Annotated in this window: 20 protein-coding genes; 7 read left to right on the top strand and 13 right to left on the bottom strand. The window is 68.6% G+C overall.

Annotated elements, in window-relative coordinates:
• Positions 1 to 468: 468 nt before the first annotated feature.
• The 4 genes from pheT to SKC42_RS09650 form a co-directional block, all read right to left on the bottom strand.
• Positions 469 to 2955, bottom strand: coding sequence for a phenylalanine--tRNA ligase subunit beta (gene pheT, locus SKC42_RS09665; RefSeq protein ID WP_330964073.1), 2487 nt, complete (start codon positions 2953 to 2955; stop codon positions 469 to 471).
• Positions 2955 to 3998 carry a phenylalanine--tRNA ligase subunit alpha gene (gene pheS, locus SKC42_RS09660; protein ID WP_330964072.1) on the bottom strand — a complete coding sequence of 348 codons (1044 nt, stop codon included), beginning with the start codon at positions 3996 to 3998 and terminating at the stop codon, positions 2955 to 2957. The genes pheT and pheS overlap by 1 nt, the downstream gene beginning before the upstream one ends.
• 120 nt (positions 3999 to 4118) lie before the next feature.
• Complete coding sequence (locus SKC42_RS09655) at positions 4119 to 4937, bottom strand: rhomboid-like protein (protein WP_330964071.1); 819 nt, start codon at positions 4935 to 4937, stop codon at positions 4119 to 4121.
• Between the two features lie 15 nt (positions 4938 to 4952).
• Positions 4953 to 5876: an adenylate/guanylate cyclase domain-containing protein gene (locus SKC42_RS09650; protein WP_330964070.1), complete on the bottom strand. Its 924-nt coding sequence runs from the start codon at positions 5874 to 5876 to the stop codon at positions 4953 to 4955.
• Between the two features lie 201 nt (positions 5877 to 6077).
• Between SKC42_RS09650 and SKC42_RS09645 the strand changes: the two genes are divergently transcribed.
• A complete protein-coding gene (locus SKC42_RS09645; RefSeq protein ID WP_330964069.1) occupies positions 6078 to 7145 on the top strand; it encodes an oxygenase MpaB family protein in 1068 nt (355 codons plus the stop codon).
• Between the two features lie 133 nt (positions 7146 to 7278).
• Here the strand turns inward: SKC42_RS09645 and SKC42_RS09640 are convergent, their stop codons facing one another.
• The 4 genes from SKC42_RS09640 to infC all read right to left on the bottom strand — a co-directional run bounded on the left by SKC42_RS09640 (position 7279) and on the right by infC (position 9379).
• Complete coding sequence (locus SKC42_RS09640; RefSeq protein ID WP_330964068.1) at positions 7279 to 8058, bottom strand: TrmH family RNA methyltransferase; 780 nt, start codon at positions 8056 to 8058, stop codon at positions 7279 to 7281.
• 12 nt (positions 8059 to 8070) lie between these two features.
• Positions 8071 to 8466: a 50S ribosomal protein L20 gene (rplT, locus tag SKC42_RS09635; protein WP_330964067.1), complete on the bottom strand. Its 396-nt coding sequence runs from the start codon at positions 8464 to 8466 to the stop codon at positions 8071 to 8073.
• A gap of 79 nt (positions 8467 to 8545) precedes the next feature.
• Positions 8546 to 8740, bottom strand: a complete 195-nt coding sequence (rpmI, locus tag SKC42_RS09630; protein WP_330964066.1) for a 50S ribosomal protein L35 — start codon at positions 8738 to 8740, stop codon at positions 8546 to 8548.
• Between the two features lie 30 nt (positions 8741 to 8770).
• Complete coding sequence (gene infC / locus SKC42_RS09625; RefSeq protein ID WP_330964095.1) at positions 8771 to 9379, bottom strand: translation initiation factor IF-3; 609 nt, start codon at positions 9377 to 9379, stop codon at positions 8771 to 8773.
• Between the two features lie 432 nt (positions 9380 to 9811).
• Between infC and lysX the strand changes: the two genes are divergently transcribed.
• Both lysX and SKC42_RS09615 read left to right on the top strand, forming a co-directional pair.
• Complete coding sequence (gene lysX / locus SKC42_RS09620; protein ID WP_330964065.1) at positions 9812 to 13132, top strand: bifunctional lysylphosphatidylglycerol synthetase/lysine--tRNA ligase LysX; 3321 nt, start codon at positions 9812 to 9814, stop codon at positions 13130 to 13132.
• A 120-nt stretch (positions 13133 to 13252) separates the two neighbouring features.
• On the top strand, positions 13253 to 14671 hold the full coding sequence (locus SKC42_RS09615) for an alpha/beta hydrolase (protein WP_330964094.1): 1419 nt from the start codon (positions 13253 to 13255) through the stop codon (positions 14669 to 14671).
• Between the two features lie 20 nt (positions 14672 to 14691).
• Here SKC42_RS09615 and SKC42_RS09610 read toward each other — a convergent pair whose 3' ends face one another.
• The gene (locus SKC42_RS09610) at positions 14692 to 14943 is read right to left on the bottom strand and encodes an EAL domain-containing protein (RefSeq protein ID WP_330964064.1); all 252 of its coding nucleotides are present in this window, start codon (positions 14941 to 14943) and stop codon (positions 14692 to 14694) included.
• A 108-nt stretch (positions 14944 to 15051) separates the two neighbouring features.
• On the opposite strand from SKC42_RS09610, the gene SKC42_RS09605 reads away from it, so the two are divergent.
• A complete protein-coding gene (locus tag SKC42_RS09605) occupies positions 15052 to 15285 on the top strand; it encodes a hypothetical protein (protein WP_330964063.1) in 234 nt (77 codons plus the stop codon).
• Positions 15286 to 15408: 123 nt separating this feature from the next.
• On the opposite strand, the gene uvrA is transcribed toward SKC42_RS09605, so the two are convergent.
• The gene (gene uvrA, locus SKC42_RS09600; RefSeq protein WP_330964062.1) at positions 15409 to 18324 is read right to left on the bottom strand and encodes an excinuclease ABC subunit UvrA; all 2916 of its coding nucleotides are present in this window, start codon (positions 18322 to 18324) and stop codon (positions 15409 to 15411) included.
• Positions 18325 to 18438: 114 nt separating this feature from the next.
• Here uvrA and SKC42_RS09595 point away from each other — a divergent pair, with 114 nt between their 5' ends.
• Complete coding sequence (locus tag SKC42_RS09595; RefSeq protein WP_330964061.1) at positions 18439 to 19137, top strand: MBL fold metallo-hydrolase; 699 nt, start codon at positions 18439 to 18441, stop codon at positions 19135 to 19137.
• A 5-nt stretch (positions 19138 to 19142) separates the two neighbouring features.
• On the opposite strand, the gene SKC42_RS09590 is transcribed toward SKC42_RS09595, so the two are convergent.
• Positions 19143 to 19586 carry a universal stress protein gene (locus SKC42_RS09590; RefSeq protein ID WP_330964060.1) on the bottom strand — a complete coding sequence of 148 codons (444 nt, stop codon included), beginning with the start codon at positions 19584 to 19586 and terminating at the stop codon, positions 19143 to 19145.
• Positions 19587 to 19895: 309 nt separating this feature from the next.
• Between SKC42_RS09590 and SKC42_RS09585 the strand changes: the two genes are divergently transcribed.
• A complete protein-coding gene (locus SKC42_RS09585; RefSeq protein WP_330964059.1) occupies positions 19896 to 21461 on the top strand; it encodes a glycosyltransferase family 39 protein in 1566 nt (521 codons plus the stop codon).
• Between the two features lie 39 nt (positions 21462 to 21500).
• On the top strand, positions 21501 to 22220 hold the full coding sequence (locus tag SKC42_RS09580; RefSeq protein ID WP_330964093.1) for an MgtC/SapB family protein: 720 nt from the start codon (positions 21501 to 21503) through the stop codon (positions 22218 to 22220).
• A 1-nt stretch (position 22221) separates the two neighbouring features.
• Here the strand turns inward: SKC42_RS09580 and SKC42_RS09575 are convergent, their stop codons facing one another.
• On the bottom strand, positions 22222 to 23628 hold the full coding sequence (locus SKC42_RS09575) for an MFS transporter (protein WP_330964058.1): 1407 nt from the start codon (positions 23626 to 23628) through the stop codon (positions 22222 to 22224).
• A complete protein-coding gene (gene uvrB / locus SKC42_RS09570) occupies positions 23625 to 25784 on the bottom strand; it encodes an excinuclease ABC subunit UvrB (RefSeq protein ID WP_330964057.1) in 2160 nt (719 codons plus the stop codon). Before uvrB ends, SKC42_RS09575 begins: the two co-directional genes overlap by 4 nt.
• Positions 25785 to 26776: the final 992 nt, after the last annotated feature.

The following is a 26776-nucleotide window of genomic DNA, read 5'->3' as shown; positions in this document are numbered from 1 at the left end:
GCAGCCTCCGCCAACGACGAACGAATCCCCGACAAACTCTGCGCCGCACTCTCCACCAAATCCGGCGTAGCGATCAGAAACGACATATCCAACCCTTCCTCGCACCACAAACAGGCGATGACCGGCGGTCACCCCGCACTGCACACGAGCACCACAAGGGCCCCGCGCACACCACGCGCGAGGCCCCCCTCACACTGCCCAAAAGCTGGTTACCCGACGGGAACTTACCCCGGAGTAACAAAGATCGACACGAGCCTAATAAGAACTAACGTGTCAGCAAAATGTCACACGATGTTTTCACAGGAAACTTTACGATTTCGCATGAAGGGGCGGTGGCTGAGCCAGAAACCGCACGTCAAGAGCCGTGCGGCGCCCCGAAGGCGGGCCGCAACACGACTTGACAACCGACTAATCCCCGAAACGCTCAGACGATTTTCGCGGCGAGGCGGGCGAGCCGCCCGGACGGAACTAGGCGCGCAGCTCGGCGCCGACGGCTTCGGCCGCGCGTCGCACCGCGGCGTCCCGGGCGGCGCTCGCGTCGTCCTCAGTGAGCGTGCGGTCCGGCGCACGGAAGCGGAGCGCGAACGTCAGCGATTTGCGCTCCGCGCCGATCTGCGGGCCCGCGAAGACGTCGAACAACTGGATGTCCTCGAGCAATTCGCCGGCGCCCTCGCGAACGGCGTCCGCCACCGCCTGGGCCGGCACGTCCGCGGACACCACCAGGCTGACGTCCTGGAAGACGGCGGGGTACGGCGAGACCCGTGGCGCCGGGAGCAGATCGGTGAGTGGAATGGCATCGAGGTTGAGTTCCATCGCGCACGTGCCTCTGGGCAGGCCCGAGCGTTCGATCACCGCGGGATGCAATTGCCCGGCGTGACCGACGGTGGCCTCGCCGACCAGCACTTCGGCACACCGGCCGGGATGCCAGGGCAGGTACTGCGCCGCGCGGAGGCGGACCTCGACCCCGCTGGCACGGGCAACGATCCGCACCGCCTCGAACGCGTCGGCGGCTTCAAAACGGCGACCCGGTCCCCACGGACCACGTCGTTCGCACAACCCCGCCATCACCGCGCCGACGTGCTGGGGTTGCCGGGGCAAGGAGGCGTCCAGCAGGGCGACCTCGTCCTCGGTCGGCCGGCGGTGCACCGGGATGAGCTCGACCGCCCCGGTTTCCTCGGTCGGCTGCACCACCTGCGCCAGCGAATACAACGCGACGTCGACGAGGCCGCGGGATGCGTTGCGCGTCAGCGCCTCCAGCAGTGCCGGCAGCAGCGTGGTGGCCAGGTGCGGGCGGTCGGCTTCCAGCGGGTTGAGCACGTGCGTCGTGCTGCGTCGCGGGTCCTCGGCAGGCAGGCCCCACAGATCGAATATCCCGGCGGGGAGGAACGGGGTGGGCAGGACCTCAACGTACCCGGACTGGGCCAGCGACTTGCCGACGGCACGGCGGCGCTTCTGCACCGCGGTGAGCCCCCGGCCCGCGGGAGCCGACGGCAGCACCGACGGGATCGCCTCGAGCCCCTCCAACCGCAGCACCTCCTCGACGAGATCAGCGGGCTGCAACAAATCCGGTCGCCAGCTCGGCGGCGTCACGGTCAACGTGTCACCCTCGCCGGCCACCAGGGCCCCGACCTGCGCCAGCCGCTTGGCGGTGGTGCCCGGGGGGTACGCCACGCCCGCGAACCGGTCCGGCAGGTCGACGGCGATCCGGACCGGGGACCCAGCCCAGTCGTCACGCGGCGGATCACCCCGCCAGTCGGTGAGTTTGGCCGACACCTCTCCCCCGGCGATGTCGACGAGCAGTGTGGCGCAACGGTTCAGCGCGGCCACCGAGATAGCCGGGTCCACGCCACGCTCATACCGCCGGGCCGCCTCGCTGGGCAGGTGCAGCCTGCGCTGGGTGCGCGATACCGCCGCCGGGTCCCACACCGCGGCCTCCAGCAGCACGTCGGTCGAATCGGAGCGCACCTCGGTGCTCGCCGCGCCCATCACGCCGCCGATCGCGGCGGTCGCCGCGTCGTCGACGATGAGGACGTCGGCCGGATCGAGCTTGCGCTCGATGTCGTCGAGGGTGACGACGGTCTCGCCGGGCCGGGCGAACCGCACCGCCAGAGAGCCGGTGATTCGGCTGCAGTCGTGGGCGTGCATCGGGTGGCCCAGTTCCAGCATCACGTAGTTCGTGACGTCCACCGCGGGTGACGTGGCCCGAATCCCGCAGAGCAGCAACCGCCGTTGCAGCCACCACGGTGACACGGCGCCGGTGTCGATCCCGGTGACCGGCCGCAGGGAGAAACGGCGCACACCGGTGTCGGCGTGCACCGTCAGCGGCCAGGCTTCGCCGTCAGCCGGCAGGGGCTTCACGTCGGCCGGATCAACGAAATTCAGGTCGTAGGCGCAGGCGATCTCGCGCGCCAGGCCGCGCACCGACATGCAGTACCCGCGATCGGGGGTGATCGCCAGGTGGAAGACCACGTCGTCGAGTCCCAGCACCGCAGCCGCGTCCGCCCCGGGTTCGGCGGTCCCGGGCGGCAGCACCAGGATCCCCGAATGGTCCGCGCCCAACCCGAGTTCGGCCGCCGAGCAGATCATCCCGTCGGATTGACGGCCATAGGTCTTGCGTGCGGCGATGGCGAATCCGCCGGGCAGCGTGGTCCCGGGCAGCGCCGCCACGATCAGATCCCCAACAGCAAAATTCGTTGCACCACAGATGATTTCGCGCTGCTCATCCGTGCCGACATCGACGAGGCAGGCGCGGATCGGCTTCTTGAAGCCGGTGAGCTCTTCGATGTCGGTGACGCGTCCCACCGTCAGCGGGCCGTCCACCGGACCGAGGGTCTGGACCTCCTCGACTTCGTGGCCGATCCGCACGAGGGCTTGCTCGAGATCCTTCGGCGCGACATCCCAGCCCGGGGCCCCCGCCGCGAGGATCTCCCGCAGCCAGCTGTACGGGACGCGCATCAGGCACCCACCCCGAAAGGCAGCGAAAACCGGACGTCACCCTCGACCATGTCGCGCATGTCCGGGATCCCGTTGCGGAATTGCAGGGTTCGCTCGAGGCCCATGCCGAACGCGAAGCCCGAATACTCGTCCGGGTCGATTCCGGCCGCCCGCAACACGTTCGGGTGCACCATGCCGCAGCCGCCCCACTCCACCCAGTCGGCGCCGCCCTTCTTGTTGGCGAACCAGACGTCCACCTCGGCCGACGGCTCGGTGAACGGGAAGAAGTGCGGCCGGATCCGCGTGCGCGCGGAGGGCCCGAACTCGGCACGCGCGAACGCGTCGAGCGTTCCCCGTAGGTGCGCCATCGACAGGCCCCGGTCCACCGCCAAGCCCTCGACCTGGTGGAAGACCGGGGTGTGGGTGGCGTCGAGCTCGTCGGTACGGAACGTGCGGCCGATCGAGATGATGTAAACGGGCAACTCGTGGGCCAGCAGCGTGCGCACCTGCACCGGTGAAGTGTGCGTGCGCAGCAGTTGGCGCGAATTCTCCGGCGCGATGTAGAACGTGTCCTGTTCGCTGCGCGCGGGGTGGTCGGCGGGAAAGTTGAGGGCGTCGAAGTTGAACTGTTCGGTTTCGACTTCCGGGCCCTCCGCGAGCTCCCAACCCATCGCGACAAAAGTGTCGGCGATGTGCTCGGCCAGGATCGTGATGGGGTGCCGGGCCCCCGTCGGCTGCCGCGTCGACGGCAAGGTGACGTCTATGCCCTCGGCGACCAGGACCGCCGCGTCCCGCTCGGCGCGTAGTGCCGCCAACCGGTCGTCGTAGCTGCGTTGGGCCTCCGAACGGGCGACGTTGACCCGCTTGCCGGCATCGGCGCGCTCGTCTTTCGGCAGGACGCCCAGCGCCTGGCGCGCCAGGGCGAGCGGCGAGCGGTCGCCCAACTGCTCGGTCTTGACGCGCGCCAGGGCGTCAAGGTCCGCGGCTTGCGCGATGGCCTGCTGGGCGGCGCGGACGGCCCGGGCCAAGGCGTCCGGCGACAGGTCGACGGGTTGATCCCCCACGCGGCGGCATTCTCCTTGCTGATGAATCTGGACGGCTCGACCTGCCGATCATAGTGACCCCCGGCGCACCGCTGAGCGCGCACTTCGCGTGGGTGGGGCGACCCCGTCGAGCGGGATGGATCAGCCGACGGCGACGGCTTGCGGATCGGTCAGTGAGCCGTCTACCGCCGGCAACTCCGGCCGCGCTCTGCGAGCCGCGAGAAACTGGACGGTCGCATAGGCGACCAATGCGCCCAGCAGGCCGAACAGCGGCGCCGCGGCCATCGTGATCCAGTGGTGCGCCAGCACCAGGAACCCGAACCCGGAGGACGCCACGAGCATCAGGCGGCGCACCCACGTCCAGTGGATCGGTTGCTGGAATCGGGCGGACACCAGCACGCCCAGCACCACGGCGACCGTGTGACCGGCGTCGGTGAAGTCCCCACCAATGACGGCTGCCGCCAGCCCCGCCGACACCCACCAGCCGACCCAGGCCGGCCGCCAGCGCGGGGGAATCACCGCCGTCATGGCCCCGAGCACCGCAAGGGCGCCGTAGCTCATCCCGACGTCGCTGGCCCGGGTGATGGACAGCGGCATCCAACCGAATTCGACGGCCGCGGCGAGCGCCGCCGCGACCAGCAGCGTGGCACCGACGTGGCCGACGACAAAAGCGATCATCAGCCGGATCGTGCGCAGGTGCAGCTCCGCGAGCGCGAGCAGGCACGTCAGGAAGGGCAGCCAGAAGTAGAGCGGGCCGGCGTCGACGACCAGGGCGCTGCCCACCAGGGTGCCCAGGTGCCCGTGCGCCAGGTTGTGCAGGTTGGTGCTGGCATGCTCGACAATGGCGTCATGGGCGTGGGGGCCCAGCGCCAGGATGACGCAACTGATGGCCAGCAGAACCGCCGCGTATCCCAGCGTGAATTGAACCCGGGCAAGCCGGGAGAAGATGCCCCCGATCATTGCCGTCCATTATCGCTAGGACTGTGTTTCGTCTGTGTCATCGGAGGCTGTCAACTCCCTAAGAGTCTTGAGGCGGTAAATCGCCAGGTCCGCAGGGATGCCGGCACTCTTGTGCGCAAATACCGGCTTGCGTGCACGCTTGGCGACAATGCCCATCGCGTCCAGATCGCTCTGCGCTATTAGATCTAACGTCGAGCCCGACACCATGATTCCACCCTTGGTGGCCCGTTCCATAACTCGCGCGGCGACGTTGACGTCGACGCCGAGCCAGTCGGCGGCCAGTCGCTGCGGGCGCCCGGTGTGGATTCCGACCCGCATGCGCGGGGTGTAGCCGTCCACCTCGACCGATTTCAGCGCCGAGTTGGCGGCCAGCACCGCGCGCACGGCGACCGTCGGATCGCGGAACACCGCCATGATCCCGTCGCCCATCCGCTTGACGATGTGTCCACCGGCGTCGAGCAACGGCGGCTCGACCGCGCGCGCCACCTGCCGCAGCAGCGAGAGGGCCGCATCGTCACCCGCCTTCAGGGACCAGGTGGAGAACCCCACCAAGTCGGTGAAAACGATGGTGACCTCGGGATTCGCCGGCCTGCGGGACACGGATTCGGTGAGCGCCTGCCACACTTGCAGCACGCCCAAGCTGAATTCTCGTGACACCGCGTCGCGGTCGCCCAGCAGCCGGTCGGCGGCACGCGCCGCGGCCCGCGGCCCACCGTCACCCGCGGTGGACAGCGGGTCCCCGAACTCCGGATCTCCGGGCAGGAGCCGTCGCGCGCGGCGCAGGAAGGCCACCGCGCCGGGGTTGTGGTTCCCGCCCTTGAACCACTGCGTCGCGGTGTGGACCGACGCGGCCGGCAGGCGGCGCGGGGTGGGTTGGGCCTGCATTTGCACCGATTCGACGGGCTCGCCGGAATCCGGATCGCGACGCGCCACCTCCACGTTCGCCAGGTTAGGTGTTCTTCGCAGAGCCAGGCAATTACGTTCGCGCGCGATGTGTCACATCTCGCAGCAAAGGCGCTGATCACGGCGCCGGCACGCAAGGGTCGACGCGCGGTAACACCCTTGAGCGATGGCGGTCGAAATCATAGACAACATACGTTGTCAAAGTTATCGTGAGCTCAGTCACAGTAGGAGGCCGCCATGACTGCCACGGGGACTTTAGGGACGCCTTCTGAGGATCCGCTCGGGCCCGACTCGCTCACGTGGAAGTACTTCGGGGACCTGCGGACCGGAATGATGGGGATCTGGATCGGCGCCATCCAGAACATGTATCCCGGGCTGGGGGCCGGCGTCGAGGAGCACTCGATCCTGCTTCGCGAGCCGCTGCAGCGGGTGGCGCGGTCGGTGTACCCGATCATGGGCGTGGTCTACGACGGCGACCGGGCTGCCGAGACCGGCAAGCAGATCACGAGCTATCACCACACCATCAAGGGAACGGACGCGACCGGGCGCCGCTACCACGCGCTCAACCCGGACACCTTCTATTGGGCGCATGCCACGTTCTTCATGCTAATCATCAAGGTGGCCGAATACTTTTGCGGCGGGCTGACCGAGGCCGAGAAGCGGCAACTGTTCGACGAACACGTGCGGTGGTACCGCATGTACGGCATGAGCATGCGGCCGGTGCCCGACTCCTGGGAGGACTTCCAGGACTACTGGGACCGGGTCTGCCGCGAGGAATTGGAGATCAATCAAGCGACGCTCGACATCTTCCGGATCCGCATTCCCAAGCCCAGCTTCGTCGTGATGCCGACCCCGCTCTGGGATCAGTTGTTCAGGCCGCTGGTCGCCGGCCAACGCTGGATCGCCGCGGGCCTGTTCGAGCCAGTCGTGCGCGAAAAGGCGGGGATGCGGTGGACCCCGGGTGACGAGGTCCTGCTGCGGCTGTTCGGCAAGCTGGTCGAGTTCGCCTTCCTGGCCGTTCCCGACGAGATCCGGCTGCACCCGCGCGCCCTGGCCGCCTACCGCCGGGCCGAGGGGCGGGTTCCGGTCAACGCGCCGCTGGTCGAGGCGCCCGCGTTCGTGGCGCCGCCGCGCGATCGCCGCGGGTTGCCGATGCACTACTTTCCGCCGCGCCCTCGTTCCGCGCTGGACCCGGCCCTCCAACCCGCGCGGGCCATCATGGAGCGTGCCGGCTCGATCGTGCACACCACCCTCTCGCTGGCCGGACTGCGGCCGGCGAGGGGCCGCGCCAGAAGCGCCGCTTGACGCCTGCCCCGACGCATCCGGCACACGCCGGCAACCGAGGCTGAGCTCAGCGCGGGATTCGCCGCCGTTCGTGACCGCACACGCAGGGTCGGTCAGCGCAGACTCGAAGGCGCGGCGGGCCGCCCGGGCCCGCTCAACTCAAGACGCCCAGAGCATGCGCGCTCTGGTACAGGCAGATCGCCGCCGCGGCGGCCACGTTCAGGCTCTCGGCACCGCCGGACATCGGGATGCGCACCCGATGGTCGGCCTCCTCCGCGAGATCCGCGGCCAGGCCGTGCGCCTCGGGCCCGAACAACCAGGCCGTCGGCGCGGCCAGGTTGGCCGTGTCGAGGCGCGCCTCGCCGTCCACAGTGGTGGCCAGCACCTGCAGTCCCGCGGCGTGCAGCGCGGCGAGGACGGCCGGCGCGTCCGGCGCCGTCACCACCGGAATCGAGAAGATGCTTCCCGTCGAGGCGCGCAGACACTTGCCGTTGTACGGGTCGACGCTGTGACCGCCGAGGATGACGGCATCCGCACCCATGGCGTCGGCGATCCGGATCAGCGTGCCGGCGTTGCCCGGCTCGCCGATCTCGACGGCCACCACGATCAATCGGGGCGACCCCGCCAGGGCGTCCGCCAGGCGGGCGTCCGGCATGTCGCAGACCGCGACCAGCCCCGTCGGGGTGACGGTATCGGAGAGCGCTTTGGCGGCCCTGTCGGTGACCGGTTGGATCGGGCACCGCAGCGCTGCCAACAACGCCGCGTGCCGCTGGGCGGCAGCCTCGGAGACGAACACCTCCCGAACGAGCCCGCGCCCCGCGGCGGCCTCGACCAGGTTGGGCCCTTCGGCAAGGAATTGCCGCGCCCGCCGACGGCCGACGTGACGATGCAGCTTGACCGCCGCCGCCACCCGGGCCGAGCGCTCGGTGAGCACTGACCCGGCGGGCTAGGCGGCCTCTCCGGAATCCGAGGGGGCGTTGACGTCCTCGGGCAGCGCAGTGCGCGCGACCTCGACGAGCGCGGTGAACGCGGCCGGATCGGTGATCGCGATGTCGGCCAGGTTCTTCCGGTCGACGTCGACGCCCGCGGCCTTCAGGCCCTGGATCAGGCGGTTGTACGTGATGTCATTGGCGCGGGCGGCGGCGTTGATCCGCGAGATCCACAACTTCCGGAACTCCCCCTTGCGCGCACGCCGGTCACGGAAGGCGTAGTTGAGCGAATGCAGCTGCTGTTCTTTGGCTTTCCGGTAGAGCCGGGACCGCTGGCCGCGATAGCCCTTCGAGGCCTTGAGGACGGTGCGCCTCTTCTTCTGGGCGTTGACTGCCCGCTTCACGCGTGCCATGGATTGTTCCTACTCTCGTTCAGGCAGTGAATGGTTCTGCAAGTCTGGTGCCGGGACCGGCGGTCGTCCGGCGCGTTGGTCAGCCGTTGAGCAACGACTTGACGCGCTTGGTGTCGTTGGCCGCCACGAGCGTGCGGCCAGCAAGCCGTCGGGTCCGCTTGGTCGCCTTGTGTTCCAACAGGTGCCGGCGGTTGGCTTTCTCGCGCGCGATCTTCCCGGTCCCGGTGCGGCGGAACCGCTTCGACGCGCCACTGTGGGTCTTTGCCTTGGGCATGTTTCCTCTAGTCCTCAGGTCCTGCTGTCGTTAGTTCGATGAAGGTGTGCTGTCGTCGGCCGCATCGGCATCGGTTGTCGGTTCGGCTCCCAGTCCTTCGGGATGCCGCGCCCTGGCGCGAGTCTTCGCGCCCCGATGCGGTGCCAGAACCATCGTCATGTTGCGGCCGTCCTGCTTGGCCGACGTCTCGACGAAGCCGTATTCGGCGACGTCCGCGCCGAGCCGCTGCAGCAGTCGGTAGCCCAGCTCGGGCCGCGACTGCTCACGTCCGCGAAACATGATGGTGACCTTGACCTTCGACCCCGCCTCGAGGAAGCGGATGACGTGACCCTTCTTGGTCTCGTAATCGTGATCGTCAATCTTGGGGCGCAGCTTCTGTTCTTTGACGACGGTCTGCTGCTGGTTCCGGCGGGATTCGCGCGCCTTTTGCGCCGCCTCGTATTTAAACTTGCCGTAGTCCATGATCTTGCAGACCGGAGGTCTGGCGTTCGGGGCTACTTCGACAAGATCGAGATCGGCGTCCGCGGCAACGCGCAGCGCGTCTTCGATGCGCACGATGCCTACCTGCTCCCCTCCTGGACCGATCAGTCGGACTTCGGGTACGCGGATGCGCTCATTGACGCGGGTCTCAGTGCTGATGGGGCCTCCCTTGTTGGGCTTCTGGGTCGTACTGCGATCGCCACCAGTGCCCGGCCCGTCCTAGAGTCGGTGGAGATGCCGCCCCACCAGCAAGAAAGCCCTGCATCCGCAGGGCCCAATGCCGACCGATCGCGGCATGGAGGAAAACCTCAAGCCGCCCGCGTTAGCCGCGGAACGGGCGCGCAAGACGCCCGTGACCGGACCGTTTCGCCATCAGTCGATCGTGGCTCACGGTGGGAGTGGGACTCCACTTAACTACTCCTGGCCTTAGCCGGGATGGTCGCGGCCAACAGTTTAGCAGGCGCGCGAGGTCTTTCCGCACTTCGGCGACCCGCCCGGCACAGGCTGGCTCGGCGAACGGTTCGACCGCCCATCGCGACTCTCCCCCTATCGCCAGGAATTTCACGGCATGAAGGCATATCCTCGCGGTCTGTGACTCTCGCTTCAGCTCGCCCGGGCATCCGGTCCCGGTCCCGGTTCCGCTGGGTGCCGGCGGCGGCCGGCTGGACCGTCGGTGTCATCGCCACCCTGTCGCTCGTCGCCAGCGTGTCGCCCCTGGTCCGCTGGCTGATCAAGGTGCCGCGGGAGTTCATCAACGACTACCTCTTCAACTTCCCCGACACCAGCATCGCGTGGTCGTTCGTGCTGGCGTTGCTGGCCGCCGCCCTGACGGCCCGCAAGCGCATCGCCTGGCTGCTCTTGCTGGGCAACATGATCCTGGCCGCCGTCCTCAACGCCGCCGACATCGCCGCCGGCGACAACACCGCGGCGGAGACCTTCGGCGAAAACCTCGGATTCGCCGTCCACGTCGCCGCGATCGTGCTGCTGGTCCTGTCCTACCGCGAATTCTGGGCCAAGGTCCGCAGGGGCGCTCTGTTCAAAGCGGCGGCGGTGCTGGTCGTCGGCGACGTCATCGGGATCCTGGTGTCCTGGGCTCTCGTCGAGATGTCCCCCGGTACCCTGGCGCCGGACTCCCGCTTCTGGTACGTGGTCAACCGGGTCGTCGGCTTCTCGATCGTCGATCCTGACGCCTTCACCGGCAAACCGCACCTCATCCTCAACGCGTTCTTCGGCCTGTTCGGCGCCCTCGCGCTGATCGCGACGACGATCGTGCTGTTCCAGTCGCAACGCGCCGACAACGCCCTGACGGGTGAGGACGAGTCCGCCATCCGCGGACTGCTCGAGCTGTGGGGCAAGAACGACTCCCTCGGATACTTCGCCACCCGCCGCGACAAGTCGGTGGTGTTCGCCCACAGCGGGCGCGCAGCCATCACGTATCGGGTCGAAGTCGGCGTCTGCCTCGCCAGCGGGGACCCGGTGGGCGACCCGAGGGCGTGGCCGCAGGCCATCGACGCGTGGTTGGCGCTCTGCCAGACCTACGGTTGGGCGCCCGGCGTGATGGGCGCCAGTTCGCAAGGCGCCCAGGCCTATCGCGAGGGTGGCCTCAACGCCCTGGAGCTGGGCGACGAGGCCATCCTGCGGACCGCCGATTTCAAACTGTCCGGCCCCGACATGCGCGGGGTCCGCCAGGCCGTCACGCGGGCCCGCAGGGCCGGTCTCACGGTGCGCATTCGTCGGCACCGCGACATCTCCGAGAAGGAGATGACCGCCACCATCACGCGCGCCGACGCCTGGCGCGACACCCAGACCGAACGCGGTTTTTCCATGGCGCTCGGCCGGCTCGGCGATCCCGCCGACGGCGACTGCCTGCTCGTCGAGGCGCTGGATCGCGGCGGTGAAGTCGTCGCGATGCTGTCCCTGGTTCCGTGGGGGACCACCGGCGTGTCCCTGGACCTGATGCGTCGCTCGCCGCAGTCCCCCAACGGCACCATCGAGCTGATGGTCAGCGACCTCGCGCTCAACGCTGAAACCCTTGGCATCACCAGGATTTCGCTGAACTTCGCCATGTTCCGCTCGGCGTTCGAGCAGGGCGCCCAGCTCGGCGCCGGTCCGGTAGCCCGATTGTGGCGGGGATTCCTGCTGTTCTTCTCGCGGTGGTGGCAGCTCGAGACGCTGTACCGGTCCAACATGAAATACCAGCCCGACTGGGTGCCCCGGTACGCCTGCTACGAGGACGCCCGCCTGATCCCCCGGGTGGGCGTCGCCTCGGCCCTTGCCGAGGGATTCCTCGTGTTCCCGTTCAGCCGGCGCAAGACGCACACCGGGCACCACCCCGCTGTGCCGGCCAGGCTGGCCGAGTCGGGGTTGTTGCACCCCGACGGGTCGGCGCCCGACGTCAGCGAGTTGGAGCAACGGCGCGACACGGCCGAACGGGAAGAGGCGCGATCGCGCCTCCCCGAACAGGTGCGGGTGCGCCTGACCAAGCTGAAGGGACTGCAACGCAGGGGCATCGACGCGTATCCGGTCGGCTCGCCGCCCAGTCACACCGTCGCCGGGGCGCTCGACGCCGACGACCGGGAGACCGTTTCGGTGGCCGGCCGCGTCTTGCGGATCCGCGACTACGGCGGGGTGTTGTTCGCGCAGTTGCGGGACTGGTCCGGCGACATGCAGGTGCTGCTGGACAATTCTCGGCTGGAGAAGGGCTGCACCGCCGATTTCACGGCGGCGATCGATCTCGGCGACCTGGTCGAGCTGACCGGGCAAATGGGCTTCTCCAGGAACGGGACACGCTCGTTGATCGTGGCCGAGTGGCGAATGATCGGTAAATGCCTGCGGCCGTTGCCGAATAAGTGGAAAGGTCTGACCGACCCCGAAGCCCGGGTGCGGGCCCGCTACGTCGACCTCGCGGTGAACCCGGAATCGCGCGACCTGATCAGGGCCCGCAGCGGGGTGTTGCGGTCGGTCCGGGAGACGTTGTTCGCCAAGGGGTTCATCGAGGTCGAGACCCCGATGCTGCAGCAGATCCACGGCGGCGCCACGGCCCGGCCGTTCGTCACGCACATCAACGCCTACGACATGGACCTGTTCCTGCGGATCGCGCCCGAGTTGTACCTCAAGCGGTTGTGCGTGGGCGGCGTGGAGCGGGTGTTCGAGCTGGGCCGGGCGTTCCGCAACGAGGGCGTGGACTTCAGCCACAACCCGGAATTCACGCTGTTGGAGGCGTATCAGGCGCACGCCGACTACAAGGTGTGGATCGACGGCTGCCGTGAACTCATCCAGAACGCCGCGCAGGCCGCGCACGGCCAGCAGACCGTCCTGCGACCCCGCTCCGACGACGACTCGCGCCTCGAACCGGTCGACATCTCCGGTGACTGGCCGGTGAAGACCGTGCACGACGCCGTCTCGGAGGCGCTCGGGGAACGCATCGACCCCGACACTCCGCTGTCGGTGCTGCGCAAGCTGTCCGACGCGATCCACGTTCCCTACCGGGCGCACTGGGACGCCGGTGCGGTGGTCCTCGAACTGTACGAGCACCTCGTCGAGGACCGCACCGAGAAACCGACGTTCTACATCGACTTCCCGACGTCCGTGTCGCCGCTGACTCGCCCCCACCGCAGCGTGGTCGGGGTCGCCGAGCGGTGGGACCTGGTGGCCTGGGGAGTCGAGCTGGGCACCGCATACAGCGAGCTCACCGATCCGGTGGAGCAGCGGCGGCGGCTGCAGCAACAGTCGTTGCTGGCCGCCGGCGGTGATCCGGAGGCGATGGAACTGGACGAAGACTTCCTCCAGGCGATGGAATACGCGATGCCACCGACGGGCGGGCTGGGAATGGGCATAGATCGGCTCGTCATGCTCATAACCGGACGCAGCATCCGCGAGACGCTGCCATTCCCGCTGGCCAAGCCCCACTAGCCGGAGCACCGGCAGTCCGCGCGTCCCGGCAAACATTCGGTGAATATGTTCCGGGGCGGTTACCGATAGATCACAATTGATCGCGTGACCGACGTGCTGGCCGGTAGCCACACCTCGCTGATGCACGGCTGGGTGCCCACCGCCGTCCAAATCGTTGCCGCCGTCACGTTGCTCCTAGCGGTCGGCTGGCGGTCGCGGCGCTGGCGGACGGTGTGGCTGCCCGCGGCCGGGTTGATCGGCGGCTCCGCCGCCTATGCGACGCATTGGTACATCGTCGATCGGGGCCTCTCCGACGAACCGGCGCCGCCCACGCTGTGGTTGTGGATCGCGCTGACCGGTGCGGCGTCGGCGGTGCTCGTCCTGGGCTGGCGCAGCGCGCGCGCCTGGCGGCGCGGCGCCGCCGTGCTCGCCGTGCCGCTATGCCTGCTGAGTGCCGCGCTGGTGCTCAACCTCTGGGTCGGCTACTTCCCCACCGTGCAGGCCGCGTGGAACCAGCTCACCTCCGGTCCGCTGCCGGATCAGACCGACCGGGCGACCGTCACCGCGATGGCCGCCAAGGGCGCCCGGCCGCCGCACGGCAGCGTGGTGCCGGTAGTGATCCCGTCCGATGCCTCGCATTTCAAGCATCGCGGTGAGCTGGTGTACCTGCCGCCCGAGTGGTTCACGAGCAACCCGCCGCCACGGTTGCCGACCGTGATGATGATCGGCGGCCAATTCAACACGCCGGCGGACTGGACGCGCGCGGGCAATGCGGTCAAGACGATCGACGACTTCGCGGCCACCCACGACGGGAAGGCGCCGGTCTTGGTGTTCGTCGACTCCGGTGGCGCGTTCAACAACGACACCGAATGCGTCAACGGCGTGCGGGGCAATGCCGCCGATCACCTCACCAAAGACGTGGTCCCCTTCATGGTTTCGGCCTTCGGCGTCAGCCCGAACCGGGCCAACTGGGGCGTTGCGGGGTGGTCCATGGGCGGAACCTGCGCCGTCGACCTGTCGGTCATGCATCCGGAGGTGTTCAGCGCGTTCGTCGACGTGGCCGGGGACTTCTACCCCAATGCGGGGACCAAGGCCCAGACCATCGCCAGGCTGTTCGGCGGCAACGCCGCCGCGTGGGCCGCGTTCGACCCGTCAACGGTCATCGACCGACACGGCGCTTACCACGACGTGGCCGGCTGGTTCGCCATCTCGTCCGACGGCCCCCCGCCACCGCGCAGCGACTTCGCGATGGGCGACGCCGGCGCGGTGCGTCTGGCCGGGCGCGAGGCCGCGGCCAACCCCAGCAACCAGACCGCGGCTGCGTACTCGCTGTGCGCACTGGGCCGGGCCAACGGGATCGACTGCGCGGTCGTCGCCCAGCCCGGCAAGCACGACTGGCCGTTCGCCGACCGGGCCTTCGCCGCCTCGCTGCCGTGGCTGGCAGGCCGGCTCGGCACCCCCGGGGTGACGCGGATCCCGTTGCCGCCGCCGTCGACCACCGCCCCGGCCGGGGGGCCGGTCGTGGTGGCGGCCGAACATTCGAACCCCACCGGGAAGTAGTTCCCGGCAAGGCTTTCCCCTCACGGCGCGGTCGGCTCGATCCTCACGGGAACGGAACCCTCAGCCAGCAGCCGCCTCGTCGACTCGGCGTCGACCGGTTCGCAGAACAGGAACCCCTGCGCGCGGTGGCAGCCCTCATCGACGAGGACCTGTGCCGCACTTTCCGTCTCGACTCCCTCGGCGACCACGACGAGTCCCCGCGATGTCGCCGCGGCCGTCAGCGCGGTGAGGTGGCCGCCGCGGTGGCCGCGGTGGTGGCCGCGCGCCGGCACCAGCTTGCGGCGGCGCTGGTCGCAGTCGCGGTGCAGATGGCGCTGACGCTGGTTATTGGGAACAAATGGTGCGGTACTTCGAGCGCGGCGAGCAGTAGCGTGGCGGCTATGCCCGACGATCCCACCCAACCCGATCCCGGGTACGACAGCGCCGGCGTGCCGACCTTCGACTCGGTCCGCGACAAGATCGAGAACCGTTATGCGACGGCGCGGGGCGCGGCAGAACTCGACGCCGAGTCGCCGGAGGGCCGGTCCGTCGAGCAAGAATACGAAGACCGGCAACGGGCCGCCGCCGAACGGCTGGCCCAGATCCGCGAGGCCATGCGATCCGACGGGGGCTGACGGGTGGCCACCGGTGGGCACTGGCGGGAGGTGCCCTCATCGAGCCTGCGGCCACAGCGTCGGAATAGCGACATCATTGACGCGGCGCGCAGGCTCGACGCGCTGCGCGCAGGCCCGACGCGGTCAGGCGGTCACTTTGCGGCGACGGCTGGGCCGCGACGGCGCGCCCGACGAGGACGCGGAACGGGCGACCACCTCGGCGAGGAATTTCCCGGTATAGCTTTCGGGCACCGCCGCGATCTCTTCCGGGCTGCCCTGCGCGACAACGGTTCCGCCGCCGGCGCCGCCCTCCGGGCCCATGTCGACGATCCAGTCCGAGGTCTTGATCACATCCAGGTTGTGTTCGATGACGATCACCGTGTTGCCCTTGTCGACAAGCCCATTGATGACGTTCAACAGCTTGCGGATGTCGTCGAAGTGCAGGCCGGTGGTGGGCTCGTCGAGGATGTAGATGGTGCGCCCGGTCGACCGCTTCTGCAGCTCGGCGGCCAGCTTCACCCGCTGCGCCTCACCACCGGACAGCGTCGGCGCGGGCTGCCCGAGCCGGACGTAGCCCAGGCCGACGTCGACGAGGGTGCGCAGGTAGCGATGTATCCCGGAGATCGGCTCGAAGAACTCGGCCGCCTCCTCGATCGACAGGTCCAGCACTTCGGCGATGGTCTTGCCCTTGTAGTGCACCTCGAGGGTTTCCCGGTTGTACCGCGCCCCGTGGCACACCTCGCAGGGCACATACACGTCGGGCAGGAAGTTCATCTCGATCTTGATCGTGCCGTCGCCCGTGCAGGCCTCGCAGCGGCCGCCCTTGACGTTGAACGAGAACCGACCGGGTTGGTAGCCACGGACTTTCGCCTCGGTGGTGGCCGCGAACAGGGTCCGAATCTTGTCGAACACCCCGGTGTAGGTGGCCGGGTTCGAACGCGGTGTGCGGCCGATCGGCGACTGGTCGACCCGCACCAGCTTGTCGAGGTGGTCGAGCCCCGTGACCCGCGTGTGGCGCCCCGGGACCTGCCGGGCGCCATTGAGCCGGTTGGCTAGCACTGCCGCCAGGATGTCGTTGACCAGCGTGGATTTCCCGGAACCGGATACGCCCGTCACCGCGGTCAGGACCCCCAGCGGGAACGACACGTCGATGCCCCGCAGGTTGTGCTCGCGCGCGCCGACGACGGTTAGTTGACGCTTACGGTCGACGGGGCGCCGGTTCGCCGGGACGTCGATGCGCTCGCGGCCCGACAGGTAGGCGCCCGTGAGCGACTCCTTGTTCTGCAGCAGCTCCCGATACGTGCCGCTGTGCACGATGTGACCGCCGTGCTCGCCCGCTCGGGGGCCGATGTCGACGACCCAGTCGGCGTGCACGATGGTGTCCTCATCGTGTTCGACGACGATCAGCGTGTTGCCCAAATCCCTTAGCCGAGTGAGGGTTTCGATGAGGCGACGGTTGTCGCGCTGATGCAGGCCGATGGACGGCTCGTCCAGCACGTACAGCACGCCCACCAGGCCGGACCCGATCTGGGTGGCCAGCCGGATGCGTTGCGCCTCGCCACCGGACAGCGTGGCCGCGGCCCGCGACAGCGACAGGTATTCGAGACCGACGTCGAGGAGGAAACCCAGCCGCGACTGAATCTCCTTGAGCACCTGCCCGGCGATCACCTGCTCGCGCGGACCGAGGGTGAGCGCGTTCAGGAAGTCCGCGCAGTCGTTGATCGACAGCTCGCAGACCTCGGCGATCGACTTTTTGCCGTGCGTCCCTGCCGATAGGGACACCGCCAGGATCTCGGGCTTGAGCCGGGTGCCCTCACAGACGGGGCAGGGCACGTCCCGCATGAAGCCCTCGTAGCGCTCCTTCATCTGCTCGGACTCGGTCTGGGACATCTTGCGCTGCAGGAATGCCAGCACGCCCTCGAAATCGGCGTAATACGACCGGGTCCGGCCGTAGCGGTTGCGGTAGCGCACGTGCACCTGATGGTCCGAGCCCTCGAGGATCGCCTTGCGGGCCTTGGCCGGCAACTTGCGCCACGGCGTGTTGACGTCGAAGCCCAGCTCGTCGCCGAGCCCCGCCATCATCCGGGTGAAGTACTCCGCGGTGTGTCCCGTCGACCACGGCGCCACCGCGCCGTCGGCGAGCGTCCGGTCCGGGTCGGGCACGACGAGGTCGGGGTCGACCTCCTTGCGGATCCCCAGGCCGCTGCACTCGGGGCAGGCGCCGTAGGGCGAGTTGAAGGAGAACGACCGCGGCTCCAGGTCGTCGACGGCCAGCGCGTGTCCGTTGGGGCAGGCGAGCTTCTCGGAGAACCGCTGCTCACGGTTGTGCGCGTCGTGTTCGTGGTCGACGAACTCGAGCACCACGATGCCGTCGGCCAGTGCCAGCGCGGTCTCCACCGAGTCGGTGAGCCGCTGCTTCGCGGAGGCCTTGACCGTGAGGCGGTCCACCACGACCTCGATGTCGTGCTTCTCCTGCTTCTTCAGCTTCGGCGGCTCGGTCAGGGAATGCACCACGCCGTCGACCCGGACCCGGCTGTAGCCCTGCGCGTTGAGCTTTTCGAAGAGGTCGGCGAACTCCCCCTTGCGGGTGCGCACCACGGGGGCGAGCACCTGGAACCGGGTGCCCTCCGGCATGGCCAGCACCTGGTCGACGATTTGCTGGGGGGTCTGGCGCGCGATCCGCTCGCCGCAGACCGGGCAGTGCGGCGAGCCCGCGCGCGCGTACAGCAGCCTCAGGTAGTCGTAGACCTCGGTGATCGTCCCGACCGTCGACCGCGGGTTGCGGTTGGTCGACTTCTGGTCGATCGACACCGCCGGAGACAGGCCCTCGATGAAGTCGACGTCCGGCTTGTCCATCTGCCCGAGGAACTGGCGGGCGTAGGCCGACAAGGACTCCACATAGCGGCGCTGCCCCTCGGCAAAGATGGTGTCGAAGGCCAGTGACGACTTTCCCGACCCGGAGAGCCCGGTGAAGACGATCAGGGAGTCGCGCGGCAGGTCTAGGTTGACGCCCCGCAGATTGTGCTCACGGGCGCCCTTGACGATCAGGCGGTCGGCCACGCTGTCCCTCTCGAGTGAATGCTTCGCCGGTGCATAAAGCGGATACTGCGCTCGGCGCATTCCATGCTATGTGCCCATACCGACAAGTTTTTTCGGACCAGTAACGTGGCGCGCATGACTGCCCCGGACCCGTCCCCCGTCGAGCCAAGCGACGACTACACCGGACACGTCGACCCTGGTACCGCGGCCCGCCGGACCCTACCCGGCGCAACGATCCTAAAGGTTTCGGTGGGGCCGATGGACAATAACGCCTACCTGGTGACGTGCTCGGCCACCGGCGAAACCCTGCTGATCGACGCCGCGAACGACGCCGACCTCCTGATCGACCTGGTGCGCCGCTTCGCCCCGAAGCTGTCGCTCATCGTGACCACCCACCAGCACTTCGACCACTGGCAGGCGCTCGAGGCCGTCGCCGCTGCCACCGGGGCGCCGACCGCCGTCAGCGAGATCGACGCCCAGCCGCTACCCGTCAAACCCGACCGTTTGCTGGCCGGCGGCGACACCGTGCGGATCGGCGAGCTGAGCTTCAACGCCATCCACCTGCGCGGGCACACGCCGGGATCGATCGCGCTGGCGCTCGACGGCCCCGCAACCGGCGGGGTCACGCAGCTGTTCACCGGCGACTGCCTCTTTCCCGGGGGCGTCGGCAAGACCTGGCAGCCGGGAGATTTCGCCCAGCTCCTCGACGACGTCACCGCGCGCGTCTTCGACGTCTACAAGGACGACACCGTCATCTACCCCGGGCACGGCGACGACACGTTGCTGGGCCGGGAACGCCCGCATCTGGCCGAGTGGCGCGAACGAGGCTGGTGAACGCGCTAATTCGTGGTGTGCACGATCAGCACGTCGACTTTCGCGCGGCGTGAGACGTTGGCCGGGACCGAGCCCAGCAGCCTGCCGGCGATCGTGCTCAGCCCCACGTTGCCGACCACCAGGAGGTCGGCCTTCACCTCTTCGGCCAGGGTGACGAGCGCGTCGACCGGAGCGCCGACGATGGGCCGCTCTTCGACGTTCTTGGCGCCGGCCGCGTGGGCGCGGTCCTTGGCGTCCTGCAGGATCGCGTAGATGGGCGCGGTGCCCGAGACTTTGTAGCTTTCCGAACCCAGCGCGTCGGCGGCCCGGGTGTCCTCGTGCTGCGGCAGATACGCCGACGCGACGATCAGCTTGGCGTCCGCTCCGGCGATCTGAGCTGCCTTGTCCACCGCGCGCATCGACGAGTCCGAGCCATCGGTCCCTACCACCACCGTCCGATAGGCGCCCATTTACCCTCCCAGTTTCGGTTGGTCAGCCAACCCAAGACAGTATCGCGTTTGCCGGACACTGAGGAGTAGCTGGCTGATACAGCGTGGCGCGGGGCGTTCAGCGTTTGCGGGCCCGCCGTGTGGCGGCGGACAATTGTCGCGATGACGACATACCCGAATGGCCGCCCCGAACGCGGAAACTGTTGTTCAACGACTGATTTCGCGAATTGGGGCTGCACGGCCCAAAAGAATCGGACGGATATTGCCGGGGCACCACGGTAATGCCAGCGTGACCGTATTCGTTGGCGCGGCCCTACAGTGACAGGCATCATGTCCACCACCGTTGAGCCGCGCGCCGCCGACGAGGTCGGCGAGCCCGCGCGCGCTCGCCCGCCCGGCAGGCTGCTCGACCCGTGGGCGATCGGGATCTTCGCCGCCGCGGTGAGCGCGGCCTGGGCCTGCCGACCGTCGCTCTGGTTCGACGAGGGCGCGACGATCTCCGCCTCGGCCAGCCGCACCCTGCCCGAGCTGTGGCTCCTGCTCAGCCACATCGACGCCGTCCACGGCCTGTATTACCTGCTGATGCACGGCTGGTTCGCGGTCTTCCCGCCGACCGAATTCTGGTCCCGGCTGCCCAGCGCCGTGGCTGTCGGCGCCGCCGCGGCCGGCGTCACCGTCTTCACCAGGCGGTTCGCGACCCGCGCAACCGCCGTCTGCGCGGGCGTCGTGTTCGCCATCCTGCCGCGGACGACCTGGGCGGGTATGGAAGCGCGGTCGTACGCGTTCGCGGCCGCCGCGACCATCTGGCTGACGGTGTTGCTGCTCGCCGCCATCCGGGGCAACCGGGCTTGGCTGTGGGTGTGTTACGCGCTGGCGTTCGCGCTCACCATTCTGCTGAACATCAATTCGATCCTGCTGGTGCCGGTCTACGCGGTGATGGTTCCGCTTCTGGCGCGCAAGGGCATTCGCGGGTCTGCGGTCATCCGCTGGGTTGTCTCTTCGGCCGTCGCCCTCGGCATCATGACGCCGTTCATCGTGTTCGCGCATGGCCAGGTATGGCAGGTGAACTGGATCTACCCGGTCAGCTGGCATTACGCCTTCGACATCATCCAGCGCCAGTACTTCGACCACAGCATCCCGTTCGCCGTGCTCGCGGGCGTCATCGTCGCCGCCGCGGTCGCGGCGCGGGTGGCCGGCGCACGCCCGCCCGAGGGCGACATGCGCCGCCTGCTGATCGTGTGCGTCGCGTGGATCGTCGTCCCGACCGCCCTCGTCGTCGTCTACTCCGCGATCAGCGAACCGATCTACTACCCGCGCTATCTGATCTTCACCGCACCGGCCGCGGCCATCGTCCTGGCCGTGTCGATCGTGACGATCGCCCGCAAACCGTGGCCAATCGCCGGCGTCGTCCTGGTGTGCGCGTTGGCCGCGCTGCCGAACTACTTGTTCACCCAGCGCTGGCCGTACGCGAAGGAGGGCTGGGACTACAGCCAGGTCGCCGACCTGATCAGCTCGCACGCCGCCCCGGGCGACTGCCTGATGGTGGACAACACCGTGCCGTGGCGGCCGGGCCCGATCCGCGCCCTGCTGGCCACCCGGCCGGCCGCGTTCCACTCGTTGGTCGACGTGGAGCGCGGCGCCTACGGCCCCAAGGTCGGCACGCTGTGGGACGGCCACGTCGCCGTCTGGCTGACGACGGCCAAGATCAACAAGTGCCCGACCATCTGGACGATCACCGACAAGGACAAGTCATTGCCCGATCATCAGACCGGGCAATCGCTGAACCCCGGGACGTTCGGGCGATCACCCGCGTACCGATTTCCGGCCTATCTCGGATTCCACATCGTCGAACGGTGGCAATTCCACTACTCCCAAGTGGTCAAATCGACGCGGTAATGGCCGCGTGAAATGGCGCCGGCGGGGTAATTGACGGGCATGCACACCTGGCTGGCCGGTCCACTATTCGGCGGCGACGCGCAGGGCCTCCGCCACGTCGTCGAGCTGTTCACCGCGTTCGGGTTGACGACACTGATCGGCTTGGAGCGGACCATCCAGGGCAAGAGCGCGGGCCTGCGCACCCAGACCATCGTCGGCACTGCGGCGGCACTGATCATGCTGATCAGCAAGTATGGCTTCGACGACGTCCTGGCACCCGGCCGGATTATGCTCGACCCCTCCCGTGTCGCGGCCCAGATCGTCTCCGGCATCGGCTTCCTGGGCGCGGGCATCATCATCACCCGGCGCGGCGCGGTGCATGGCCTGACGACCGCAGCGGCGGTCTGGGAATCCGCCGCGATCGGCATGGCGGCCGGCGCCGGCCTGCTGCTCTTGGGCGTAGCCGTCGTGGCGCTGCACTTCGTCAGCGCACTCGCCTTCAACGGGCTCGAACGCCACCTGACGGCGCGGCTGCGCGGCACCATCGGGCTCCAAATCATCTACACCAACGGACGCGGGGTGCTGCGCGAACTGCTGCGGCTCTGCGGGCAACGCGACTGGCAGCTGACCGAGCTCGACGCCGACCCACACGATATCGACAACGGCGAGGTCGCGGTGACGATGACGCTCTCCGGCCCCAAGATCGCCAACGCCAAGAACATCTTCGCCGAGGTCGACGGGGTGGTGGCCGTGATTCGCGCCGAGGACGAGGCCGATTGATTCAGCGCGGCGCGCTGACGCGCCGCGCGCCGCGGGCCGCGCGGTGGCTGCCGACAGCGCCGGCCAGGGTCACGGCCGTGAACACCGTGAACAGCCACCGGGCCGCCGCCGCATCGCCGCCGTGGGATGCGTTGACCACCACGCCGGCCAGCCCGGCGCCGAACGCCGCCGAGATGAGCTGCACGGTGTTGATGGCCGCGGCCGCCGCGCCGCCCTCGCCCGGGTCGTCGACGGAGCCCATCGCCCGCGCTGAGAGGTGCGGCCACGCCATCCCGATGCCGATCCCATCGATCAGCAGGGCGAGGGCCCATAGGCCGACCGTCCCCGCCGAGGCGTTGTCGCGTTGCGTGAGCGCGGCCAGCGCGAGACCCGATGCCACCACCACCGGCGCCGCCGCGATGACCCGACCGACCGTCCGCGGGTTCTCCAGCGAGGCGCTGAGGATCTCGCTGACCGTCCAGCCGATCGCGACGGCCGCGCCGAGAAAACCGGCCGCCACGGGCGTCAGATGGGCCAGCTGCTGGCCGAACAGCGGCACGTAGATGTCGACCATCGCCCCGGCCATCAGCACCCCGAGAGTGAGGTAGATCCACTTCAACGGTCCCGGGCCGAACGCGCTCGGGGGCAACACCGCCGCGCGCGTCCGCCAGTCCACCACCACGAACAGCGCGACCAGCGTCACACCGACGGCCAGCAGCCCGACCGTCGCGGCGACGGCGTGCGGAACCTGGGCAGCGCTGACGGCCAGCGCGCCGGCGCCGACCAGCACCAACGACAGCACCGGCACCTTGCGCGCCGAGGCTGCGCCGGTCGCGTCGCCCCGGCCGGCGGGGAGTGCGACCGGAACCAGCACGGCCATCGGCGCCGCCAGCAGGGCCATCGACACGAAGGCCCAGCGCCACAGGCCGAACTCGGCGAACAGGCCACCCGTCGCGGGACCGACGACGGTGGCGACCCCCCACATCGCCGATACCACCGCCGAACCGCGGGTCCACAGCGAGCGCGGCAGCGCGGCGTTGATCACCGCGTACCCGAGGCCGGCCAGCAGCCCGCCCGCCAGGCCCTGCAGGGTGCGCCCCGCGATGAGGAGCTCCATGGTGGGCGCCGCTCCGCACGTCAGGCTCGACAGGCCGAACAGGCCCAGCCCAACCAGGTACGAGGACCGCGCCCCGACGCGCAGCAGGAGCGGATTGACCAGCGTCGCCGCCACCACGGAGCCGACGAGGTAGAGCGTGGTCACCCAGGCGTAGAGGCGGCTGCCGCCTATCTCGGCGACCGTGTTGGGCAGCAGGCTACTGGTTAGGAATTCGTTGGTGGCGTAGAGCGCCACACCACCGGCCAGCACGACCAGCGTGCCCAGATACCTGCCGTCGAGGAGCTCACGCCAACTGCCGGACGGATGCGTCACTTGAGGCCGGCCGCGTCCATCCCGCGCAGTTCTTTCTTCAGGTCGGCGATCTCGTCGCGGAACCGGGCGGCGAGCTCGAACTGCAGATCCCGCGCGGCGGCCATCATCTGCTCGGTGAGGTCCTTGATCAGGTCGGCGAGCTCCGCGCGCGGCATGCTCGACGTGTCACGGCCCTCGAACACCCCGGCGCTGACGGCCCGGCCGGGCTCGCCGGGGGCGCGGCGGCCTCGGGACGCGTTGCGGCCCGACCCGCCGATTCCCACGGTCTCGGTGTCGTCGGCCTCGCGGTAGACCTGGTCGAGGATGTCGGCGATCTTCTTGCGGAGCGGTTGCGGGTCGATACCGTGCGCCTCGTTGTAGGCGACCTGCTTGGCCCGGCGCCGCTCGGTCTCGTCGATGGCCTCCTTCATCGAGTCGGTCATCTTGTCGGCGTACATGTGCACCTCGCCGGAGACATTGCGCGCGGCGCGGCCGATGGTCTGGATGAGGCTGCGGGTCGACCGCAGGAAGCCCTCCTTGTCGGCGTCGAGGATCGCCACCAGCGACACCTCGGGCAGGTCGAGGCCCTCGCGCAGCAGGTTGATGCCGACGAGCACGTCGTACTCCCCCAGCCGCAGCTGGCGCAGCAGCTCCACCCGGCGCAGGGTGTCTACCTCGGAGTGCAGGTAGCGCACCCGAATGCCCATCTCCAGCAGATAGTCGGTGAGGTCCTCGGCCATCTTCTTGGTGAGGGTCGTCACCAGCACCCGCTCGTCGGCCTCGGTGCGCTTGCGAATCTCTCCGATCAGGTCGTCGATCTGCCCCTTCGTCGGCTTGACCACCACCTTGGGGTCGACCAGCCCGGTCGGGCGGATCACCTGCTCGACGAACTCGCCGGCGGACTGGCTGAGCTCGTAGGGGCCCGGGGTGGCCGACAGATACACCGTCTGACCGATCCGCTCGGCGAACTCCTCCCAGGTCAGCGGGCGGTTGTCGCACGCCGAGGGCAGCCTGAACCCGTACTCCACCAGGTTGCGCTTGCGGGACATGTCGCCCTCGTACATGCCCCCGATCTGAGGCACAGTGACGTGCGACTCGTCGATGACCAGCAGGAAGTCCTCCGGAAAGTAGTCCAGCAGCGTCGCCGGCGGCGAGCCCGGTCCGCGACCGTCGATGTGGCGGGAGTAGTTCTCGATGCCGGAGCAGAAGCCGACCTGGCGCATCATCTCGATGTCGTAGTTGGTCCGCATTCGCAACCGCTGGGCCTCCAGCAGCTTGCCCTGGCTCTCGAACTCGGCGAGCCGCTCCTCGAGCTCCCGCTCGATCGTCGAGATCGCGTGGGCCATCCGCTCCGGGCCGGCTACGTAGTGGGTGGCCGGGAAGATGCGCAGCGAGTCGACCTGGCGGATCACCTCGCCGGTCAGCGGGTGCAGGTAGTACAGCGCCTCGATCTCGTCGCCGAAGAACTCGATGCGGACCGCCAGCTCCTCGTACGACGGGATGATCTCCACGGTGTCGCCGCGCACCCGAAACGAGCCGCGGGTGAAGGACAGGTCGTTGCGGGTGTACTGGACGTCGACCAGCAGTCGCAGCAGCCCGTCGCGGGGAACTTCGGCGCCCACCTGCAATTCGACGGAGCGGTCGAGGTACGACTGCGGCGTGCCCAAGCCGTAGATGCACGACACCGACGCCACCACCACCACGTCGCGCCGAGACAGCAGGGCCGACGTCGCCGAGTGCCGCAGCCGCTCCACGTCGTCGTTGATCGAGCTGTCCTTCTCGATGTAGGTGTCGGTCTGCGCGATGTACGCCTCGGGCTGGTAGTAGTCGTAGTACGAGACGAAGTATTCGACGGCGTTGTGCGGCAACATCTCCCGCAGCTCGTTCGCCAGCTGGGCGGCCAGCGTCTTGTTTGGCGCCATCACCAGCGTGGGCCGCTGCACCCGTTCGATGAGCCACGCGGTGGTGGCCGATTTGCCGGTGCCCGTGGCGCCGAGCAGCACGACGTCTCGCTCCCCCGCCCTGATCCGGCGCTCGAGTTCGTCGATGGCGGCGGGCTGATCACCGGCGGGCGGATACGGGCTGACGACCTCGAAGCGGCCGCCCACGCGGACGACCTCGTCGACCGCGCGATATTCCGAGTGCGCGAGTACTGGATGTTCAGTGGCGAAAGCCATGCCACCAGGGTAGAGCGCCTCACCGACAAGTGCTCCGGTGCTGGTCGTTGGGGGTCTCCCCGCCTACCGCGAGCGTGCGCAGATGCACGCGTGCTACGGCGTGTCGGCGTACGTTTGCGCACGCTCGGCTACTGCCCCGCAACACTATCTACTCGTTGCAGACCATTGCACTCGAGCACTCGCAGCACTAAGCGCTTCTGAGCAACCTGCTCATGGTGGGTCGGCGTATAGACGCGGTTCATTGATGACCGGTCGGGCTCGCTCCGGGCGAGCCTCCAACGCGATGTCTGGCGGTGGCGTATACCGGTACTCGTCGGGAATCTCCGAGGCGCGCACAGGCAGACTTTTGTCGAGGGGAAAGCCGCACCAAAGGATGGCGCCCGGTTCGGGGGGTGCTCGGACGTCCCGCAACCTTCCTCCAAGTCGAGGACATAGTAAAAGGTCACCGCTTCACCCGCGTCCAACCAAGGGCCCTCGCCGATAAGCGACCGCCGAGTGTCACGTACGAGCCCCCAAGGTGATATCCGACGGCGAGGACTCGTAGACCAGGTACATCATTGGCCCGTGTGTCCACGCGTGGGACACCATAAAAGCTGGCCGCTGCCCCCCAGGTTTTCAGCTTCGATGCGGTGCAACAACTTTCGCAGCACCCCGACAGCGAATTCGCTTGCAGCCCGCGACGATTCAGATGATGGGCACATAGTTATCCACCCACGGTGGGGTCCACGTCCATTTCGGTCCTAATGTGATCACTCCACTGCCGCCCTCGAGAGGAAAAATTGTGATCACCCCTGGGCCAACCGCATTAGCGCCGCGTCGGCACGACAAGCTCGGCCCCGGCGAGGCGCTCCAGCGAGTTCCCACAAGCTGCCCAGCGGCGGGGGCGGCGCACAGGGGCTGCATGGGCCGCAGCTTATGCACCCGGTAACTCCCCTACCAGTCACCCCGCCAACCGCGAGCGTGCGCGAATGTACGCGTACGACGGCGTGTCG

Source organism: Mycobacterium sp. 050134 (genome assembly GCF_036409085.1).
GTDB lineage: Bacteria > Actinomycetota > Actinomycetes > Mycobacteriales > Mycobacteriaceae > Mycobacterium.
Note: the sequence above shows the minus strand (reverse complement) of the source record. Positions and strands in the feature narration are given on the sequence as shown.

Bases quoted from the DNA above. Each gene is read 5' to 3' on its own strand.
- pheT (WP_330964073.1), bottom strand. From the start codon at position 2,955: ATGCGCGTCCCGTACAGCTGGCTGCGGGAGATCCTCGCGGCGGGGGCC.
- SKC42_RS09655 (WP_330964071.1), bottom strand. From the start codon at position 4,937: ATGATCGGGGGCATCTTCTCCCGGCTTGCCCGGGTTCAATTCACGCTG.
- SKC42_RS09645 (WP_330964069.1), top strand. From the start codon at position 6,078: ATGACTGCCACGGGGACTTTAGGGACGCCTTCTGAGGATCCGCTCGGG.
- rplT (WP_330964067.1), bottom strand. From the start codon at position 8,466: ATGGCACGCGTGAAGCGGGCAGTCAACGCCCAGAAGAAGAGGCGCACC.
- rpmI (WP_330964066.1), bottom strand. From the start codon at position 8,740: ATGCCCAAGGCAAAGACCCACAGTGGCGCGTCGAAGCGGTTCCGCCGC.
- SKC42_RS09615 (WP_330964094.1), top strand. From the start codon at position 13,253: ATGCACGGCTGGGTGCCCACCGCCGTCCAAATCGTTGCCGCCGTCACG.
- SKC42_RS09605 (WP_330964063.1), top strand. From the start codon at position 15,052: ATGCCCGACGATCCCACCCAACCCGATCCCGGGTACGACAGCGCCGGC.
- SKC42_RS09595 (WP_330964061.1), top strand. From the start codon at position 18,439: ATGACTGCCCCGGACCCGTCCCCCGTCGAGCCAAGCGACGACTACACC.
- SKC42_RS09590 (WP_330964060.1), bottom strand. From the start codon at position 19,586: ATGGGCGCCTATCGGACGGTGGTGGTAGGGACCGATGGCTCGGACTCG.
- SKC42_RS09585 (WP_330964059.1), top strand. From the start codon at position 19,896: ATGTCCACCACCGTTGAGCCGCGCGCCGCCGACGAGGTCGGCGAGCCC.
- SKC42_RS09580 (WP_330964093.1), top strand. From the start codon at position 21,501: ATGCACACCTGGCTGGCCGGTCCACTATTCGGCGGCGACGCGCAGGGC.
- uvrB (WP_330964057.1), bottom strand. From the start codon at position 25,784: ATGGCTTTCGCCACTGAACATCCAGTACTCGCGCACTCGGAATATCGC.